The organism is Nostoc sp. DedSLP04, from assembly GCF_034530775.1.
GTDB lineage: Bacteria > Cyanobacteriota > Cyanobacteriia > Cyanobacteriales > Nostocaceae > Nostoc.
This window is the reverse complement of the sequence record NZ_JAVRCL010000010.1, coordinates 19212-39565: the sequence shown is the minus strand read 5'-3', so window position 1 is coordinate 39565 and position 20354 is coordinate 19212. Positions and strand designations below refer to the sequence as shown.

Annotated in this window: 13 protein-coding genes and 2 pseudogenes; 3 read left to right on the top strand and 12 right to left on the bottom strand. The window is 40.8% G+C overall.

What is annotated here, in order from left to right; translation table 11 throughout:
- Positions 1-28: 28 nt before the first annotated feature.
- On the top strand, positions 29-949 hold the full coding sequence (locus RMX89_RS08300) for an AraC family transcriptional regulator (protein WP_322670961.1): 921 nt from the start codon (positions 29-31) through the stop codon (positions 947-949).
- Positions 950-1107: 158 nt separating this feature from the next.
- Here the strand turns inward: RMX89_RS08300 and RMX89_RS08295 are convergent.
- The 7 genes and pseudogenes from RMX89_RS08295 to RMX89_RS08265 form a co-directional block, all read right to left on the bottom strand.
- Positions 1108-1692: pseudogene (locus tag RMX89_RS08295) on the bottom strand (IS982 family transposase); the annotation flags it as partial.
- Positions 1693-1859: 167 nt separating this feature from the next.
- On the bottom strand, positions 1860-2456 hold the full coding sequence (locus RMX89_RS08290; protein WP_322688589.1) for a hypothetical protein: 597 nt from the start codon (positions 2454-2456) through the stop codon (positions 1860-1862).
- Between the two features lie 273 nt (positions 2457-2729).
- Positions 2730-2897 carry a hypothetical protein gene (locus RMX89_RS08285; RefSeq protein ID WP_322688657.1) on the bottom strand — a complete coding sequence of 56 codons (168 nt, stop codon included), beginning with the start codon at positions 2895-2897 and terminating at the stop codon, positions 2730-2732.
- 432 nt (positions 2898-3329) lie between these two features.
- The gene (locus RMX89_RS08280; RefSeq protein WP_322670960.1) at positions 3330-4571 is read right to left on the bottom strand and encodes an S-layer homology domain-containing protein; all 1242 of its coding nucleotides are present in this window, start codon (positions 4569-4571) and stop codon (positions 3330-3332) included.
- A 425-nt stretch (positions 4572-4996) separates the two neighbouring features.
- A pseudogene (locus tag RMX89_RS08275) lies at positions 4997-5626 on the bottom strand (S-layer homology domain-containing protein); the annotation flags it as partial.
- A 1640-nt stretch (positions 5627-7266) separates the two neighbouring features.
- Positions 7267-7986, bottom strand: a complete 720-nt coding sequence (locus RMX89_RS08270; protein WP_322670959.1) for a conjugal transfer protein TrbI — start codon at positions 7984-7986, stop codon at positions 7267-7269.
- Between the two features lie 400 nt (positions 7987-8386).
- Positions 8387-10699, bottom strand: a complete 2313-nt coding sequence (locus RMX89_RS08265) for an NACHT domain-containing NTPase (RefSeq protein WP_322688588.1) — start codon at positions 10697-10699, stop codon at positions 8387-8389.
- A gap of 162 nt (positions 10700-10861) precedes the next feature.
- On the opposite strand from RMX89_RS08265, the gene RMX89_RS08260 reads away from it, so the two are divergent.
- On the top strand, positions 10862-11056 hold the full coding sequence (locus RMX89_RS08260) for a hypothetical protein (protein WP_322688587.1): 195 nt from the start codon (positions 10862-10864) through the stop codon (positions 11054-11056).
- Positions 11057-11410: 354 nt separating this feature from the next.
- Entirely contained in the window at positions 11411-14437 is a 3027-nt protein-coding gene (locus RMX89_RS08255; RefSeq protein ID WP_322688586.1) for an SMC family ATPase, read from the top strand.
- A 32-nt stretch (positions 14438-14469) separates the two neighbouring features.
- Here the strand turns inward: RMX89_RS08255 and RMX89_RS08250 are convergent, their stop codons facing one another.
- The 5 genes from RMX89_RS08250 to RMX89_RS08230 form a co-directional block, all read right to left on the bottom strand.
- Positions 14470-15891, bottom strand: a complete 1422-nt coding sequence (locus RMX89_RS08250) for a peptidoglycan-binding protein (RefSeq protein WP_322688585.1) — start codon at positions 15889-15891, stop codon at positions 14470-14472.
- A 161-nt stretch (positions 15892-16052) separates the two neighbouring features.
- Positions 16053-16562 carry an SH3 domain-containing protein gene (locus RMX89_RS08245; RefSeq protein WP_322688653.1) on the bottom strand — a complete coding sequence of 170 codons (510 nt, stop codon included), beginning with the start codon at positions 16560-16562 and terminating at the stop codon, positions 16053-16055.
- 441 nt (positions 16563-17003) lie between these two features.
- Positions 17004-18515, bottom strand: coding sequence for an AAA family ATPase (locus RMX89_RS08240; protein ID WP_322688584.1), 1512 nt, complete (start codon positions 18513-18515; stop codon positions 17004-17006).
- Positions 18516-18792: 277 nt separating this feature from the next.
- Positions 18793-19476, bottom strand: coding sequence for a hypothetical protein (locus RMX89_RS08235; RefSeq protein WP_322688583.1), 684 nt, complete (start codon positions 19474-19476; stop codon positions 18793-18795).
- Between the two features lie 293 nt (positions 19477-19769).
- Positions 19770-20297: a DUF177 domain-containing protein gene (locus RMX89_RS08230; protein WP_322688582.1), complete on the bottom strand. Its 528-nt coding sequence runs from the start codon at positions 20295-20297 to the stop codon at positions 19770-19772.
- Between the last annotated feature and the right edge of the window lie 57 nt (positions 20298-20354).

The window sequence follows — 20354 nt, the reverse complement described above, 5'->3', positions numbered from 1 at the left end:
AGGGCATTGAATGAGTCGAGGCTTTACCATGACTTTCGTTATCCCCAATTCTGAGGTAGTTGCAGATCGATGCGAAGCGCTGGCGGCATTAGTGGAGCGGCACACCGAACCCAATAACAACCTTGTCTATCCAACTGCGATCGCACCATTGAGCTTTTCGCGATCGAATGCGTCATCTGCCATCATTTACCAGGATTATGAACCGCGTCTGGCCATTCTCGTTCAAGGCAAGAAAAACATAGTGCTGGGAGAGGAAACGTATCCCTATGAGATCGGGCAATGTCTTGTTGTCTCAGTCGATCTCCCCATCGGTGGGTGTATTGTTGAGGCGACAAGCGATCGGCCATATTTAGGATTAAAGCTGACCCTAGATCCAATGCAACTTTGTGAAATGGCTGCTCAAATGAACTTTAGTTCAGCGAAGAAAGAGAACTCCGTCCGAGGCTTATTTGTGAGCAACGCCGATCCCACGTTGCTTGACTGTGCCCTTCGCCTCACTAAGCTCTTAGATACGCCACAGGATATTCCTATGCTGGCACCGATGATGATTCGGGAACTCTACTACCGTCTGCTGATCGGGGAACAAAGTGAAGCCGTGCGTCAAATTGCTACATCTGGCAGCAGTATGCAGCGAATTGCTGAAGCGATTAAACGCATCAAGTCTAAGTTTACTCAGCCGATGCGAGTCGAGGACTTAGCAAAGCAGGTAAGAATGTCTACTTCGTCGTTTCATCAGCACTTCAAGCAAGTGACTTCAATGAGTCCGCTTCAATATCAAAAGCAGTTAAGACTGTTGGAAGCTCGTCGCTTGATGCTGACGGAAGATTGTGATGCAACCTCTGCTGCTTATCAGGTTGGGTATGAAAGTCCCTCACAGTTCAGCCGGGAATATTCCCGCCTGTTCGGTGCGCCACCGATGCGAGACATCGAACGGTTACGAACGGCTTGACCGAATAATTACTAATTCGTAATTCGTAATTCGTAATTCGTAATGACGCTCCTGCGTCGCTAATGCTGCGCTAACGTAATTCGTAATTAATGGTACAAGCTTACGCTAATAAAAAACGGCGTAAAAAATTTGTTTAACTTAACGTGAGTTCGACGGAACTAAAAAATGGCAGGAGGTAGAGCAGGCAAATCTTTTGGGTAAATATCAATGGAAGGTTTTTTGGGCAAATAGGTGTAAGCAGTTAAACCAGCCATCAAGTTAACCAAAAAGTTAAATGGACTACGATGGCGAGAGTGTTCTATTTGACAGATATTTTTCAAATGGTCATTGACCGACTCAATGACAGCGCGTTTGCGTAACAGAATCTTATCAATCAGTTTGACCAAGCGATTTTTCATGTTCTTCTTAGATTTTGTGACTAACTGCAACCCTCGTTCATATAACTCCTCAAATAATTTTTGAGATATATATCCTCTGTCACCAAAAAGTTTACCAATTAAGTCACGAGTCATATCTGGGACTGGTTTTCGGTCATCTACATTGGCAGGAGTTAGGGAAAATGCCAATAATTCTCCACAATCGTTAATAATCAAATGCAGTTTAAATCCGAAGTGCCATCCCACAGAATTTTTTCCCCATTTAACTAAACCTTTAAATACCTTGTGAGAATGCGCTCGACAGTTATGACAAACATTTATCGGTGTGGAATCAATAAAGCTAATCCCAGTAATTTCTCCAGTGCGTGTATGTAAAACCAGAAGTTTTCCCATTGGTGACAAAAATCATCTAAGTCGCAGAAAATTTGTGTAATGTCGAGGCGAGATACAATAGTAGACATAGCCGAAACCTTGATTTTTCTTTGATATTTTTAGTTTCGGCATTTTTTTGTCACTTTTTTACCGATTCTCAATTAATCGTATTGTCTCAATAACCGAACCAGTAGTTTTCCTGTAATAATTGCATTTACAAAACCAAAAATAATCCCAAAAACGGGCAATGGAAGACCAAACATAAAGCTTGCTTGAGATGATGTTATACCGAAAAAAGAACCTATTGCATTAAAAATACGAGAGCCTATAAATACTACAGTCCAACCTAGACTCCAACTTAGAGACCAACTTACAGTACTAGTGATTATCCACAAGTAATTTACAGAAAAATTCTTTCTAATTAAAAGATGTTGAATTATTCCAGTAATAATTCCTCCTACAGCACCTCCAATTGCACCTCCTATACTTCCTACTAAAAATCTCTGTGTTAGTTCATGAGTACCTTGTAAAAAATTAATAATAAATAGTATAGTATAACCACAAGCTACAAATGTAGAGATCAAACCTAAATACAATCCGGGTACATTGGATAGTATCCATAACCAACTTATCGTGGGAATCTTTTTTAGAAGTAGTAACCACTGTGATAGTCCAATTACAACACCAGGGGAAAAAAAACTAATAAGATATATAGTATTCTTTAACCAATAGTCTAAATCTGGTTTAATCTTATCCATCACTAATCCTACAATTAACCAGATTAAAAAAGCTAAAAAACAACTAACAGTATTTGTAATTATCCATTGGATTTGGAACTTTTCATGATTTTGTCTATTGAACATATGATTTCGTAGTATCAAAGTATTGTAGATATCAAAAAAATATTTCCTATTTTATATAAAAGAAGACACAACAGCTTTTCTGCCGACTTGTATGGTCAAATTTGAGTTAAATTCATTTACTTGAAATTGAACGCCTAGAGAGCCAGTCCAGTAGAAGATATTGACAAATTAAGCAGATTGTGGAGTAGTAAGGTGAGAAATTGCTCCAGCATGAGTTTCGGACATACGGGCAAGAACGTGGAGATTATGAACAACAGCCATGCGTCGGAGGTCAAATAGGTTTTTGCGTAAGCCAATGTAGCGAGCTTTATTTCCTTGCCACTGAGTAATAGGCATCACCGTGCCAAAACTGGAAAATTGTACGCTAAGGCTAAAAACGTTGTCCAGTAAGCATCTTAGCCGCTTGCTTTTCTAAGCATCCGTGAGTGGCTGTTTACCCTCAGTTAATTGGTGCAGAGTAGTATCAGTACTCTGCACCAACTAGAAAGACATTAGACTACGTGAGTTCGACGGCTCTAAAAACCCCACTTCCATTACTCTCCCCCACAGGGAGAGAGGCTTTGAAACCCTAATTTTTTCGTTGTCAACTAAAAATATTTCTGCCCCTCTGTGCCTCGGAGAGGGGTTGGGGAGAGGTTCATCGAACTCACGTTAAATTTAGTTTAAGCAATTTTCTAAAAGTTTCTAGTTTGATAAAAAACTAGCGTAAATACTAAATATATTAGTATTTACGCTATTCTTACAATTCGGCTTTAGATGTATTAATGACTATCTTAATGAAACCAACAAGTTTTGATTGATGGTCATTTGTAAATCGGTATTTGGGTCAATGGCGATTAAGTCAACACTATTCTTGCCGAAGAACAGACCAACCAACGCACCGATACCAGCACCACCTAAGACTTCTTCTGTGGCAATGGCGCGATCGCCTGTGACAGCAGATACCGCAGTTGCCGCACCTGCGCCCAATACAGTATTCTTGATAATTGAACCAACACTAGTACCCTTCTTGACGGTTTCAGTTTTGGTAATCACTTCAGAACTAGCGTTAAGTTGATACTCTTGACCATTGGTCAAAACTAGTTTCTCGGCAACGAATTGAGAACCGCCTGTAGCAGGTTTGAGTTGACCAACAACTTGACTACCAGCAGGAATCACTACAGCTCCGTCTTGCGTAACCACGTTTTGGGATACTGTCAATGTCAAGGGCGATGTTTCATCCTTTGTAACGAGAATTTTTTCTGCCTTGTCATACTTCACAGGAATAGTAGTCCCTTGGGCAATTGTCACTGATGTAGGTGTTGGGGTAGTAGATCCGACAGCCACAACATAAGGCGAGTTAATTGCTGAGGCTTGATTAGAACTAACCAATGCTTGGTAGATAAAAGCTGCTACCTGGGCGCGAGTAGCTGTTGCAGTTGGATTCAGGAAGTTCACATTCGGATAGTTCACCACAATTTTCCTTTCAGTTGCTGCGGCGATCGGGCTACGGGCATAGCTAGCGATGTTAGAGGCATCGTTGAAGTATTGCAGAGTGCTTTCGGTATTACCGCTAGGAGTATATTCCAAACCGTTAGCAAGGGAAACTAAAACCTGTTCGCGGGGAATAGCTTGATTAGGTTCAAAGCGATTACCGGGATAACCAGATAAGAAACCAATGGTATAAGCTTGTTCAATTGCGCTAGATGCCCAATAGTTGCTGGGTACATCAGCAAAATTGATTGCTGGCCGTTGCTGTGCTTTTTGGAAAGCTTTGTTAACCATCGCGGCAAATTGAGCGCGTGTCACCGGTTCTTCAGGGCGGAAACTACCATCAGGAAATCCGGCAATTACACCTCGCTGAGATAATTGTTGAATAAATTGTGCTGCCCAATAGTTAGATGAAACATCAGAAAAAGTCGTTTGAGCTAAAGATGGTGAAGCTGTAATGAAAGGCGCTACAGTACCGACTGTGACGCTCAAAGCCATGAGTGCAGCTGTTCTAGATTGCCAACGATTTAAGTTAAACATTATTTTTTTGCTCCAGTTTTATTATTTTTTTTACTGTTAATTAGTTAGACATTTACTAAAGTACAAGGTTCCTAATTTTTCTGCTTTTTGTCAAAACCATTACTTTAGTCATGCAGTCATCATTAAATTCATTAAAACATCTATGCCAAACGAACTAGCTAATAGAAGTAATCTCATCACACTATTCTCTATTAGCAGATTTCCAAAAATATAGATACGGAGTGAGACGATCTAGAGAAAGAATAGTTGCTGTTGAGTAGAAAATTTTATGGTTAAAAGTAAAGGCGATCGCACACTCTAGTTAAAGTAGCGATCGCCTATTAAATAACTATCTAAATCAACAGATTCTAATTGTGACTGATACAGGTGTTGAAGTAGTAGACCCGACAATCATTGTATAGAGCGAGTTAATTGCTAAGTCTTAACACAACATAAGGCGAGTTAATTGCTGAAGCTTGATTAGAACTAACCAATGCTTGGTAGATAAAAGCTGCTACCTGGGCGCGAGTAGCTGTTGCAGTTGGATTCAGTAACTTTACATTTGGATAGTTCACCACAATTTGCTTTTGGGCTGCTGCGGCGATCGGGCTACGGGCATAGCTAGTGATGTTAGAGGCATCGTTGAAGTATTTCAAAGTGCTTTCGGTATTGCCACTAGGACTATATTTCAAACCATTAGCGAGGGCAACCAAAACCTGCTCGCGGGGGATAGCTTGATTAGGCTCAAAGCGATTTCCAGGATAACCAGATAAGAAACCAATAGTATAAGCTTGCCCAATCGCACTGGATGCCCAATAGTTGCTAGGTACATCAGTAAAATTGATTGCCTGCCGTTGCTGGGCTTTTGGGAAAGCTTTGTCGATCATCGCGGCAAATTGAGCGCGTGTCACCGGTTCTTCTGGGCGGAAACTACCATCGGGAAATCCGGCAATTACACCTTGCCCAGACAATTGTTGAATAAATTGTGCCGCCCAATAGTTAGATGAAACATCAGAAAAAGCAGTTTGAGTTGAAGATAGCGAGGAGCATCCCACTACGATCTGTTTGCCTTGCAAAGGATAATTCACTGGATCGCAAACAAAACCTGCTGAATTAGCCTGTATAACAGTCCGCGTTGGCGGATTTTGTTTCTCTAGTGATTTCCAATCGTCAGAGATTTTTTCGAGAGTGGGATGCTTACTTAAAAACTCTGAGTCTGCAACAATATCGTGAGGCCCCTTAGCAGTTATCTTAGAGCTATTGAGATAGATATTATAATCATAAACAACGTTTTTGTTTTTAGTGTTGTTATTAATATTTTTGTCAGGAAAAGCATAGAGAATGTTCCTGAGAATTCTGACATCGGATGAGGTATGAGCAAATATTTGCCCCCCATTAATTTCTGGACTCTGATTATTTAAAAAAGCTGTGTTATTTACAATATCAACATGGTCGCTAAAAAATGCATGAATACCCGATCCACCATTATTAAATGTAAGATTGTTTTTAACTAAAGTGCGTCCTTTATATACACCCAATTTTGAGTTATCTTGATTTCTTGTACTATCGATAATAATACCATTACCGTCTGTAATCTTTCCAACTGCAATCCAAGGGATGTACATACGATTGTTGTAGGTCTTGTTGTTGGTAACAAACATCTTGTATCCCTGGTTGTTATCAGAATTCCAATTATTCAACATCGAAATGCCACTGCAACCATAAACGCTGTACCAGGCATTATTAAATACCACATTATTATCTATTGTTACATAGTCTGCTTGAATTGCTGAAATACCTGCTCCTCCACAGTCATGCACTTTGTTGTTCAAAATACGGATGTGATGAACATGACCATTGCTTCGACCATCAATGTTGATACAGTTTCCATTCGTCAGTGGGTTTTGTTTGTTAGTCTTCTGACTCATCGCGTAATCAAGGGTTATATTGGCATTGTTTCCCATAACCTCTAGCCCGTTGATCTCGATATATGAAGCTTTATTTGAAATCGTGATCCCATTCCATGTATTGTGCTGAATTTTTGGGAAATGCCCAGGATATGCTTTATACCTAATCCATGCATTTGCAGTTCCAGAACGTATAATATTTACTACACTCCCAGCTTTACCTGTATTTGTGTATACTCCGTTCATAATCAATACTGTATCGCCAGGGTTCGTAAGGTCTGCTGCCTTTTGAATTGTTTTAAAGGCAGATGAAGTAGAAAGTCCGCTATTATTGTCGTTTCCACTACCACTAACATAGTATGTTTTCGGTGTTGAATTCGCGCTGATTAGCTCACCGCTAGATAGACTCGCTTCCTTGTTAGTGGATACCTGACTGGCATTTTCAACTAAAGATACTTTTATATTGTCTCCCGGAACCAAAAGACTTAATACTACAGGAATTGCAAGATATGTGCTTAAATTCAAACCTTGAATTACCACAAGAAGAAGCTCCTCGATCGCTACTACTTAATAAAAGTATCAGGATATTCCATAATTTTGAATACTCTTTTAGATACAGAAGACAATAGAGCCAATTTTTAAATAAGTATTTAAATAAATATTCATACTGATTAAGACGATATAGAGGTGGAATAGTTGCTGTACAATAGAAATTTTTAGGGTTAAAAATAAAGGCGATCGCACACTCTAGTTAAAGTGGCGATCGCATATAAGGGATGATTAAATTCACAACTTGAATGAAGTTAAATCTAGTAGCGGGATTGTGGTACTAAATTCAAGTTAGAATTCAATGTAAGCCTTAAATCCTGTTCAGGTCTAAGGACAAAGGCATTTCCTTCTTTTTTCCGCAACAGCACACTCGCACCTGCACCCGCAGCCGCACCAATAACAGGTTTTAAATCGTCAATTTTGCGATTACCAGTAATTAATGAACCTAAAAGACCAGCACCTCCACCAATAGCTGCGTCAGTTAAAACCTGAGTAGTGTTGGGCTTCTGTGAAACTCTTTGAGTTGTGGTGTATGTCCGAGAAGTTGCATTAATCGACTGACGTTGACCGTTAGAAAATTCTAATTCTTGAGCGACAAACCGCACGCCTTTTCCTTGGTTATCATCATTTCTTGTATCTCTGGAATAACTATCTAAATCAACAGATTCTAGCCGTCCATTTACTTTAGTACCAGCAGGAATTAAGACATTTCTATTTCTGTCGATAATGTCATTGGCAATTCTCAAGGTTAGAGATTTACTTTCTCCAGGAGCAATAGTAATTGTCTCTTTTTCGTAGGTGACAGGAAGAGCAACTCCAGAAGGAATGGTAACGTTTCCGTATTGACTAGTTCTATTTTGATCGATTCTGTATTGAGCATTAGCAGGAGCCAAGCTCAATAGAGGACTAATAAGGCTTGTAGTAACGGCCATTGCCATCAGTGCAGCAGTTCCAGATTTCCATTGATGTATGCGAGTCATAAGAGGGTTGTCCTTTGTGTATGTGATGTATTTAATGACGAGGATTCACTGAGTTTGTTTCTGACTGTTTTTAAACCTGTCTGTAGGGGTATACAAGTACTTATTATGATGGGAAGTTTTTGCGATCGCACAGACGTAAACCGTCATAGACATCGCTTGTCAGAATTTGTATTCTGCTAATGTGCGTTACTAAAATCCAAGGTTAAGGTTTACACGACGTAAATGAGTATCATTTTGTTCCAAAATGCTGTTTTATTACTCATGTCCACATATCTAAGCTACTGAATAGAGGCGAATGGGTTGACTGTGAACTCTTACTTCCATTCTAGATTTATTTGCGAATATTTGTGAAATATTTTCGGTTTTTTAACGAATAATTCACTATCTCTTATATGAGTATTTATGATTGCTGTTGGCGCTGTTTAATCTCTGCGATCGGTAATAACAAAGTATCTTCTATTTGCTGTCGCACTTCACGGCTGACATAACAATCACTATTTAGGCAATCTACCAGTAATTTATTGGCATCATAATACTGCTGAAGCAATTCTTTTTGCTCGTTACTGAACTGCCAATCATGACCGATATTACGATATTTAATCATTACTAATCTTAATTCTTCACACCAAGTCTTCCCATTAGCTAACCACCATTTGTGAGATTTTTGCCAATCTTTTGTGCTTGGTAGTTGCTCTTGAAGTTTTTGCAGCAAATTCTTGAGTTCTGGGTCGAGGCAGAGGGAGAGGGATTGGTCGAGGTTGAGGGAGATGGAGAAAGATCGGTCTAGGGATCGGTCTAGGGATCGGTCGAGGGATTGGGAGAGGGATTGGGAGAAGTAGACGGAGAAGGTTCGGTCGAGGGATTGGGAGAGGCAGTAGGAGAAGTCGAAGCAGAGGGATCGGTCGAGGTCAAGGTCAAGGTCAAGGTCGAGGTCGAGGTCGATGGTTGAAGATAGGTCGATGGTTCGGAAGAGGTCGAGATAAAAGGCCCTAACTGCTGCTGGTTTGTAATAAAAATTAACGGAAAGAGATTTTTCTCTTACCCACAGAAGAAACTGCTGCAATCTCGGATCATCAGTCAATATAAAATCAATTTTCTCTTTGATCAACAACAATAACCGATCTGCACTTGGAGACATCCCAACCGCCAGCAAAAAGACTTCCCGCCAGCGTTTCTCAGTAATATGGCTAACAAGATTTTGCAACGCTTCCTCTGATGACTGTCTCACAACCACAAATTCTCTAGCTGTGAAATACTCATGAAATGTCAGGTGAGAAAATGAATAAATCCTTTTCGCTCTTGCGACAACTAGCCCATGATGATGCTCAATTGAACGCAAAACTTGCTCACTGTCAAGTTGCAATGCTTCTTCGTCAGTATTAGCACCGGGTAAATTGCGGATGTATTCTGTAATGTATTGCTCTGCTACTTTCTGCTTGAAGAAATATTTACTCCCCTCAAAGGTAGTCAACGCTATTTTGCTGAGTAAATCTTCTTTGCGTTGGACTGAGAGCTTTTTGTAAATCTGATCGCGTTGAATTCCCCGCTTGGCATCCCATTTTTTCAATAACGCATCTAGTCCTTCTTTATATAACTCAGAACGATTTGCAGGAAAATCCCCTGACTCTTCAAATGCTAAACAAAGTAACGTCAGCAACAGTGGACTTGCTGCAAGTTCTTTGATGGGTTTATTTTCTTCGAGACGCTTGATAAAAGTCTCTGGTTTTACAGCTTTATCCTTAAACCATTTATTGGTAAAGTTTAAAATTTGTTCATCATCAAAATCAGCAACTTCTACCTCTGTAAACCTTTCAAAGGTATACTCCTTTGCTGCAATCCGGCAGGTCATGACAAACTGATTTTTTGGGAAATTGTCAGAAAACTCACGAATTGCCTTTAATACACGCTTATTATCCTCTTCTCTAACCTCATCTAACCCATCGAGTAAAACTAATGTTTTACCGTAAGTTAGTACATTTCGGATAGAAGAGATAGAATTTATCGTCTCTTCAGTGATGTATTGCAATAATCCAGGTTTGTTTGCAGCTTCCGCAAAGTTTTTGAGGGTAATAAAAATCGGTACACGTTCAGCCTGAAACTCACCTCCAATACACTGAATTGCTAAATACTTCAAAAACGTGGTTTTACCTGCTCCTGGTTTACCTAAAATCATTAACTTGGAATATTTATCAACCGCCTCCAGCCCTGGTACTCGTTTTATAGTGATCCTCGCCAGTGTAAAGCGGTCAAAATCCTCATTTGTATATTCTTGCAATAATTCATTAATTCCTAACCGTTGCTGTCCAGTGATTTTCTCTAATATATTGAGGCTGGTGTAAATGTCATTTAACTTTATGGGTTGAGTCATATCTAGCACCCGCATTGTGCCACAAAGTTCTTGGATGCGGGGTTTTATCTTTTCGCGTACCTCTTGGACGATCGCATCAATATCAATATCAATGCTGTTATCTTGATTTACCTCTGGTTCACTAGCTGGTTCAGCAACTACCTCTTCCCACTCTAAATCTAGCCTGTCGCAAATCTGGACAAAGAGATTACGGTCAACTGCCTTACCTCTAAAGAACTTCCCGATCGGCTGGCGAGTTACTTCTAAATCTTCAGCTAATGCTTTTTGAGTTAAGGAATAACGAATTAAAGCTTTTTTTGCTTTTTGGATACCTTCTGGAGAACAGGAAAGCGATCGCCCAAACATAAGCTAACCATCACACTTTTGCTGATTCTAACTGCCAATTTGGCTATTCATCCTTATCGCATACACAAGTCACTCATATCTCAAACCTGTATTTAAGCCTAGAACAAACACTCACCTGTCAAAGTATGGATGTAGTTATTCAAACAATTTGCGAGGGAGTCTATGTTATCCAAGAAATTTCCTTCAAGAGATGAAGTGCTAGCTGTTGCAACGCTGATTATGGTGATTGGTTCTCTCACTCTGGCAGTTATTGATGAGAAGAGTCGCCCTCCATTTCTAGATTTAACCAAATTTGCTGTCGGTACATATATTGGATTGTTGATACCTCGGTCTAAGTTAAGCGATCGCGATGTCTAAGACGGGCTACGCCTACGCAACTAGCCAATAACAATCCTAAATAATTCCCAAGAAACAAGATCCCCGACTTCTTTGCAAAGTCAGGGATCTGTAACTTTCAATTCTCACAAATCAAAAAAGAATGTTTTCTCCTCAGACAACAGAAAGAAATAACAAAAGTCTCCTGGAAAGTTTCATTTTTCTCCGAAGACAGTAAAACTTTTTCATGCAATAAGAAAAATTGACTGATAATATTGTAAATTTTTGTAAATTTGATGTCTTCAAAACTAGAAACCTGATATTTAGATAGCTAAACTAACAAACAGTGCATCTGTACTGTTAATGATTAAAAGTAGATGTGGCGCTATAGCGTGAATGATCCCAGTACAACTTATCCTCAAAAACTTTCTTAGTTACCGTGATGCAACTTTAGATTTTGGCGGTTTGCATACGGCTTGTATTTGTGGTTCCAATGGTGCGGGTAAATCCTCCCTTTTAGAAGCAATCACTTGGGCAATTTGGGGTGAAAGCCGCGCCACTGCTGAAGATGATGTCATCTATTCTGGTGCAAAAGAAGTTCGGGTTGATTTTACTTTCCAAAGTAACCAGCAAAAATATCGGGTAATTCGTACTCGAATTCGGGGAGGTACTAGCGTTCTTGAATTTCAAATAGAAATACCATCTGGGTTTCGCTCACTCACTGGCAAAGGGGTAAGAGCAACCCAAGATTTGATTTTAGAACATATCAAGCTCGATTACGATACGTTTATTAATTCTGCTTATTTGCGTCAAGGCCGTGCAGATGAGTTCATGCTCAAACGCCCGACAGAACGCAAAGAAATTTTAGCGGAGTTGTTAAAACTCAATCAGTACGATGATTTGGAAGAACGGGCAAAGGAATCTTCTCGTCAGTTCAAAGCCCAGGCAGTAGAATTAGAGCGTTCTTTGGAATCGATAAAAATTCAGCTGCAACAACGCCAGATTACCCAAGCGCAAAGGGTGGAGTTAGAAGCCGAACTCAATAAACTGCAACAGGTGCAAGCTTTTGATAATATTCAATTACAAAGTTTGCAAGTTGTCCAGCACCAGCGCCAAAATTGGGAACAACAACTTAGCTTTATAAAGCAGCAATACCAAAATCTTACCCAAGATTGCGATCGCCTCCAACAAGAACAATCAGCTATTGGCTCTCAGCTAGCAGATTTAGAAAAAATATTACACCAAGAAGCTGAAATTAAAGCCGGATACGCCCAATATCAAAGTCTCCAATCTCAAGAAGAAGCTTTTGCTGTCAAATTTGAAGAGTACACTCGCGCTCAACAAAATCGCCAACAAAAGCAACAACAGCTTACCAAAGAAATTCACGAAATCGAACGGCAACTGCAACAAGCCCAAGCGCAGCTAGAAGCTTTGCAGCAACAAGAGCGAGATATTCAACAAACTTTAACTAAATCAGGTGAAGTCGAAGCTGCTTTGTCACAACTAGCCGCAGCCCGTCACCATGTTGCTCGTTTAGATGAATTGCAAATGCAAGTAACTCCCTTGTTGCAACAACGAGCAACTTTACAAAGCCAACTCGATCGCACTCATGCTGGTTTAGTAGCGCGACTCGAACAACTCCAAAGCACTGAGAACCAATTACAACGCCAACATAGTCGCCAACCGCAACTGCAACAAGCGGTGATGGATGTGGCAATTCAGATTGAGGAACTGGAGAAAAAGCGGGTTTATCTGCAACGAGTCCAAGAAAAAGGGCAAGAAAGGCGGCATTTTATTGAACGTTTGCAAGCTCATCAACGGGATTATGAAAAACTGCTGGGAGAATTAGAGCAGAAATTGCAAATGCTGCAAAATCCTGAAGCACTTTGTCCATTATGCGAGCGTCCTTTAGACGAACATCACTGGAGTCGGGTGGTGGAAAAAACCCAAAGTGAGTTAGAAGATACTCAAGGGCAGTTTTGGGTAGTGCGGGAACAATTGGCTGTGTCTGACAAAGAAATTCAGACACTCAGGCAGGAATATCGCGATATATCCCAACAATTGGCGGGCTACGATGGTTTACGCGAACACCGGGGACAGTTAGCAGCCCAGTTAGAAGCGACAACTGATGTGCAACAACAGTTACAACAAATTGCTGCTGAAAAACAGCATTTAGAGCGATCGCTCCAAGCTGGTGATTACGCTCCAGATAAACAAGCAGAACTCCAGCAGCTAGACCAATATCTGCAACAAGTTAATTATAATGAACAAGACCACGCCCTCGCCCGGAGCGAAGTTGAACGGTGGCGCTGGGCAGAAATTAAGCAAGGGCAAATTAAAGATGCGACTAAGCGACAAGCGCAACTATTAGCCCGAAAACCAGAACTTCAATTGCAAATTGACCAATTACAAGTCAGAATTCAGCAAGATCGGATTGACTCTGAATGTGCTAAACAAATCGCAGCGCTTGAGCGTCACATTACTGAAATTGGCTACAGTTCTGAGCAGCACAACAATCTGCGTATGGCTGCAAAGAAAGCTCAATCTTGGCATTTGCGGTATCAACACCTGCTATCAGCCCAGCAGCAGTATCCGCAACTCCAGACGAGATTGCAAGAATTAGAGGAGTCTAGAAGCGCCAGAGTAACGGAGCGGCAAAAACTTGGCAGCCAAATCGAAAGCATTATTGGGCAACTACAAGCAACAGCTAACCCATCTGCCCAAATTCAAGCTTTAGAGCAGCAATTAGCAATCCGCAGACGGCAACTTGATGAGCAAATAGCCAAGTTGGGACGTTTAGAACAGCTGGCGCATCAACTAGAAACGCTGCAAATTCAGTATGAACAACAGCAGCAGCAATTACAATCGTGCAAGCAGGAATATCGGGTTTATCAGGAATTAGCGCAAGCTTTTGGTAAAAATGGTATCCAAGCACTGATGATTGAGAATGTGTTGCCACAACTGGAAGCCGAAACAAATCAACTACTTTCGCGGTTGAGTGGCAATCAGTTTCATGTACAATTTATTACTCAAAAAGCTGGACGTAGTGCTAAATCAACCAAGAAAAATGCCAAACTGATAGACACCTTAGATATTTTAATCGCCGATTCTAGAGGAACACGAGCTTACGAAACTTACTCAGGTGGAGAAGCCTTTAGAATTAACTTTGCTATCCGTTTGGCTTTGGCAAAACTATTAGCGCAACGGGCAGGGGCGGCGTTGCAATTGTTGATTGTGGATGAGGGTTTTGGTACACAGGATGCCGAAGGATGCGATCGCTTGATTGCGGCGATTAATGCGATCGCTTCTGATTTCGCCTGCATCCTCACTGTCACCCACATGCCCCACCTCAAAGAAGCCTTCCAAGCCAGGATTGAAGTGAATAAAACTCAGGAAGGTTCCCAGTTGAGCTTGTCAATTTAATTACGAATTACGAATTACGAATTACGAATTAGTTAATTGTATTTTACCCGTGCATCCAGACCTAATGAGCGGAGCTTTTTCGTTAGCGTTTCTGCTTGGGCGCGATCGCTAAATGCTCCAGCATTCACATAATCCCCTAAATTGGATTGCTCCGCGACAGCGTTGGGTATATATTGTTGCACTTTACTCAGAGTATCATTACTAGAAATGGGAATTATTACTCTGTAAGGATTATTAGCAACTAATGTGTTGCCATTAGTAACAGGTACTACATTGTCATTGGCAGGAGGTAATGCATAGCGATTAGTGTCAGCTAATACATAATCATTATTCTGAGTATAATTGCCCCCAGTTGAACCATTTAACCCCAATGCTTCCCAAGTTTGCCAATCTACATTTCCACTCGAATTAATTCGAGAATATTGCTGGAATGCAATCACAGATTGTCTGGTGTAATCGTTGAAAAGTCCATCAGGATTAGCATTAGAGAAACCCAACTGCGCCAAACGCTCTTGAACTACTCTGACATTTTCTCCGCGATCGCCTACAGTGAGATAATTTCTACCTGGTTGTTGAATACTACCTGTAGAGACTCTACGCACTGAGTCCAAAACTTGGGCATTAGCAATGCCATCAACAGGTAATCCATTATTTCGTTGGAATGCAATTACAGCTTCTCTAGTCATTGGGCCAACATTCCCAGTGGCATCAGCATTTAAATAACCTAGCTGCCGCAAACGCACTTGCAGTTCTCTGACTTGTTGAGTGGAAAGACTCGATCTTCCTGGAGTCGGAGAAGAACCCATTAGTGCGTTCCAAGTTTGTCGATTCACAATCCCGTTAGCAGTTATACGATAACTTCGCTGGAATGCTATTACAGCATCTTTAGTAATTCGTCCAAAATTCCCAGTGGGATTAGTATTAAAGTAGCCTAACTGCCGTAGACGCTGTTGTAATCTTGTGACGGCTGCACCAGTTTTGCCTTGAGAAAGAGTAGGATATTGACCAACTGGCGAACGTGATGCGCCACCGATATTTCTATTAGAACTTCTATTTTTACATGCTCGTTGCAAGGCTCGTTGAGTGCTAACACCTATAACTCCATCAGCCGATATTCTATTGGCTCGCTGGAATTTGATCGTAGCATTTTGAGTCAAGCTAGCAAACTTACCTGTGACTGGGCCGTTAAAATAGCCTAACTTTTTTAAACATCTCTGGCTACTGCTAACTTCAGGCCCATTACTTCCTATTTTCTGAAGTGCTAAAACTTCTCCAGCAATACTCATAAGCCCCGTAATCAGAGCCACAGACAAAAGACGCATTGCACCAAAAGTCGATAACTTTTTCCAATTTAAAAAATTAAAATTAACTACGATAGGAACAACCTTGATGCTTTCGGATGCCTCGTAGACTGAGGCAAGCTTGATTAAATGGCTAGCTACCCCTGTTTTCACTTGCTTTTTTAAGTTAATAAATATAAAAAAGTATACCACTGACTATATGTAAGAATTACTTTTCGTATGATTCTTTACAAGTAAGTGTCCTGGGGATGAGGGAAACAAGGGGACAAGAGGACAAGGAGAATAACCAATGCTCAATGCCCAATGCCCAATGCCTATTGTTCATCAACTTTTTCAGTATTACCTGCTTTCACCCAACCTTCTTGTTCGCTATCTTCCAAACGGATCTTTTGCCAAGCTTTATCCTCGCTTTCTGACAAAATAATAATTTTTTGATTAAAAGCAACTCCACCAATTTTTTCAGCTTCTTGATTTGGTTGCGATCGCAAACTCAAGCCTTCAGCCCAATTAACACGTCCTCGGTAAGCTCCCGATGGTAATGGTTTTGGTGATGGGGTAGCCTTTGGTGATTCTGTAGGAGTAGAGGTTGAGCTTGGAGACGATTGAGTAGATGTTCCAGGTGTAAGAGCGGGCTTACTTTCTCCAGGCTCAGTTTTTTTAGGAGCTTGGGCTTTCACTGAAGGACTATCATTAGAAAAAATGGGTTTGGCAGGGGCTATGCCGGTGCGATTCATAAAATAGAGTGCAATTGCAGCACCGCCACCTATTAGCACAGCGATCGCTAAGAAAAACCCCAGTATAAACTTTGTTAAGCCAGACAACATAATTAAAACCTGATTATCAAGAGTCAAGGGTGTAGGTGAGCCAGTTATCTGCGTATTTTCCCCCATTGAGGAGAGTGGTGTTTAACTGGCTCTCAAGGGTTACGAGTAGAGAAGCAAATCTGACTTTTCACGGGATCTGGAAAACCCCTCTCCAAACCTCTCCCCTAGAAGGAGATAGGCTTTGATTTCTCCCCCTTCCCTACAAGGGAAGGGGGGCTGGGGGGTTAGGTTTTCCATTGGCTTTTCCACATGACGTGAAAACTCAGAGGCAAATAACCCATCAGTATAAAAATCAATAGTCCATAATAATTCATCATTATTGACTTTTGACTAACTGATTATTGTAGCTATGCTGAATAGACATCTGGTGAAATTAAATATGCGTTATCCAAAAAAATGTAGAGACGTAAGCACTCCTGCTGTCTCTACATTTTTTTGGGTTCACGTAGTGCGCCGGAGGCGTTCGCTCAAAGGATTGTGTTTAGATGCTAAACGCGCTCTCCCAGCAGCAGCCCATTCTTGGAGTTGCTGAATTTGCTCTACGGCAGTTCGTGCCAAGGGTATGATCTGACTGGCTGCTTCTAAAATGTCGTCGGTAGCAAAATCGCGGTTTTGGCTAAATCCAATATGCATCGCTTCAATTAAAGTTTGCTCAATCTCAGCCCCAGAAAAATCAGGGGTTTCATAAGCTAGCCTGTCGATGTCATAACTTTTCAAATTATGGGGGCGCAGTCGGGATAAATGAACATCATAAATTGCTTTTCTCTCTTCTTGAGTAGGCAAACCCACAAAGAAAATTTCATCAAATCGCCCTTTGCGGAGCATTTCCGGCGGTAAAGCTTGAATGTCGTTGGCGGTGGCGACGACAAACACGGGTGAGCTTTTTTCGGCTAGCCAGGTAATAAAAGTACCAAACACACGGCTGGCTGTTCCGGCATCACCTTTGCTACCAAGCCCAGCAAAGGCTTTATCGATTTCATCAATCCATAAAATACAGGGAGCGAGGGCTTCAGCTACTTGAATCATTTGGCGAGTGCGAGATTCTGATTCACCCACCAAACCACCAAATAATCTGCCCACATCCAAACGTAGCAGGGGTAAATGCCAGTGATGAGCGATCGCTTTTGCTGTTAACGATTTACCAGTTCCCTGAATACCCACCAACATTAAACCACGGGGGTGCGGTAATCCGTACTGTCGCGCTCGATCTGTAAATGAACCTCCCCGCCGAATCAACCAATCTTTCAAGTTATCCAGTCCGCCAATATCAGAAATTTGCTCAGTGGCGGGGTAGAAGTCCAGAATTTGGGTTTGGCGGATAGTTTGGCGCTTTTCTTCCAAAACCAGCTCCACGTCTTCTGGTCGCAATTCTCCGTGGGTTGCGATCGCTTTTGCCAAAACGCGGCGAATCCGTTCCATCGAAAGTCCTTGACAAGAGCGCACCAAATCATCTAAAACTTTTCCAGAAAGGGAGTTACCAGTACTTTGTAGTAAGCGATCTACCTCAGTTTTTATTTCTGGGGCGGCAGGTAAGGGAAACTCGACGACTGTCAGCACTTCCGTTAAGTCGTCAGGGATGGCGATGCGTGGTGAGAGTAGGACAATATTTTTTGGTTGCGATTTGAGAAGTCTGGACAGATTGCGGAGTTTGCGGGCGATCGCCACATCTTCTAAAAAGCGATGATAATCTCGTAAAATCATTACCGCAGGTGCGGAAGCTGGTAATTTTTCAATAAATTCCAAAGCTTGCAACGGGTTACGTCGCCCAAACCCAACATCATTGGGGTTTCCCTGGTAGCCATCGACAAAATCCCAAGTATACACCGGGCGATTACCCTGGTTGCTTGCTTCTTCCCGGATAGCTGCTTCTACCCGTTCTTCCTCGTATGTAGGAATATAAATCAAGGGGTAGCGGGCACGTAACAGCAGTTTAAACTCTTCACGGAAGTTCATATTTGGGTGTGGTTATTAGTTCTTCTCTCATTGTTCAGGTTTGTATCGCTTCTAACAACTAAAAAACCAACATATAACAGTATATAAAATCTTTCATCATTATCTGCTTGAGACAGAATAAGATTAAGATACCTATGGATACTTTAGCTATTGTATCTGGGGCTAACCTCTACACTTCCGTTGAGCAATATATTTTATTAATGCCTATAAGTAATTGCTGTTAAGGATTTCATCTGCCTTTTCGTCGCAACTTCTTTGCGAGGTCGCCGCTATCAAATTAGAACAAGATGCTTTCAAAATATTTCTCGATAGGCTTTGGTAAATCTTGATTTTCTAATTCGCTAATGTCTTGAAAAAACTTAAATATAGGTGGATTTATCAAAACTACAATAGTATCTCCCTCTTTACCTTCTTCACTTAGTAGATAAAATCTTGCATCACTATCTGCTTGAGACAGAATAAGATTAAGCATCAACAGAATTCTTGCGGTAACAACCCGCCATTTTAAATAATTTTGAGTATATGACGTTCTAAATTCGTAAGGGCAAATTAAAAAATCGCCTACATTGGTAATTAGATGCGAATTGCCCTCAGAATCCTCATATTCATCTACATCCTCGATGATAACGCCACATCTGCTTAAACTATTACATAAGTAAATATCTTCAAATATCATTGGTGGATATTCATACAAATCTTCTTTATCTAGAGTAAAGCAACGATGTGGTGGTAAGGGTCTGTATAAATACAAAAAGTTATCGTCTTCGTCCGGTTCATTATCCATCAGTTCCTCTGCTTCTGGAAATGATGTTATATCTAATGTATTCAATCTTTTATATTTTCCATCTCTTAACCAAATTGAATTGTTATTTAACTGTAATGCTTGAATTATGGGAACTAAAGTTGAATTTTCATAAGAATAAAAACCCAATCCTTCCAAATCCTTTAATATTTCTTTCATCTTTGACTTTTTTCCTTAACTAGACATAGGAATCTATAACCAGTATGTTATCTATCTTTCATAGGTTCGTTTTAATACAGTTGAAGTTGTCAAATCATATTAAGAAGGTAGGTCATTTCTTAACACAAGCATTTTAATTTATTAGATAAAATTAACGCTAAAAAATTATTTCGTTTAAATTAATGTCGGGATTGTGGGGTTAATCGACATTTTCACTAATAAAACAATAAGCCTGTGTAGACAGGCTTAGTTCATGTGAGTGCAGACTTCAGTCTGACGGAATTAGCAAATTACTACCCCGGAAGTTGCTTTTTAAGTGCTTCTAGAGAAGCCCAACGGTTATCAACAGGAGTTTCACGACTATCAGAAGTATCAGGACTATCAACAGTACTACTTACAGGAATACCTGGACAATTGCGATCGCATAACTGGCGCTGCGGTATTGCCAAACACATCTGCTCATACAGCCATTCGTTGGGATAAAAATAACCATCGGGCGGTAAGCTTTCTAGCAAATCTTCCATAACCACTTCCCTTTCTAAGGGCAAGTCATTTGCCTGATTTGCAGTTTCATCTAACCAGATGATTTCCTTTGTATCAACCCCTAAACGGCGATTGTATTGCTGCAAGCAACGGTTGCAGGTACAAGTAATAATTGTTTCTGCCTGACCTGACACTTCCAGGTAATTGCCATGATGTTGCACGCGCACATGGCCGCGAACTGGAGTTAACGTTTCTAGACCAGGCAGAAATTCTTTAACTTGAACTTCCTCTGTTCGCTCCGATGCTCTAGTTAGCTGCGGAATATAAATTGCGTCCATAGGATTTGTGAGACATCCTCACTAAAATTTATCTAGATTATCAGCAATTATACTGAT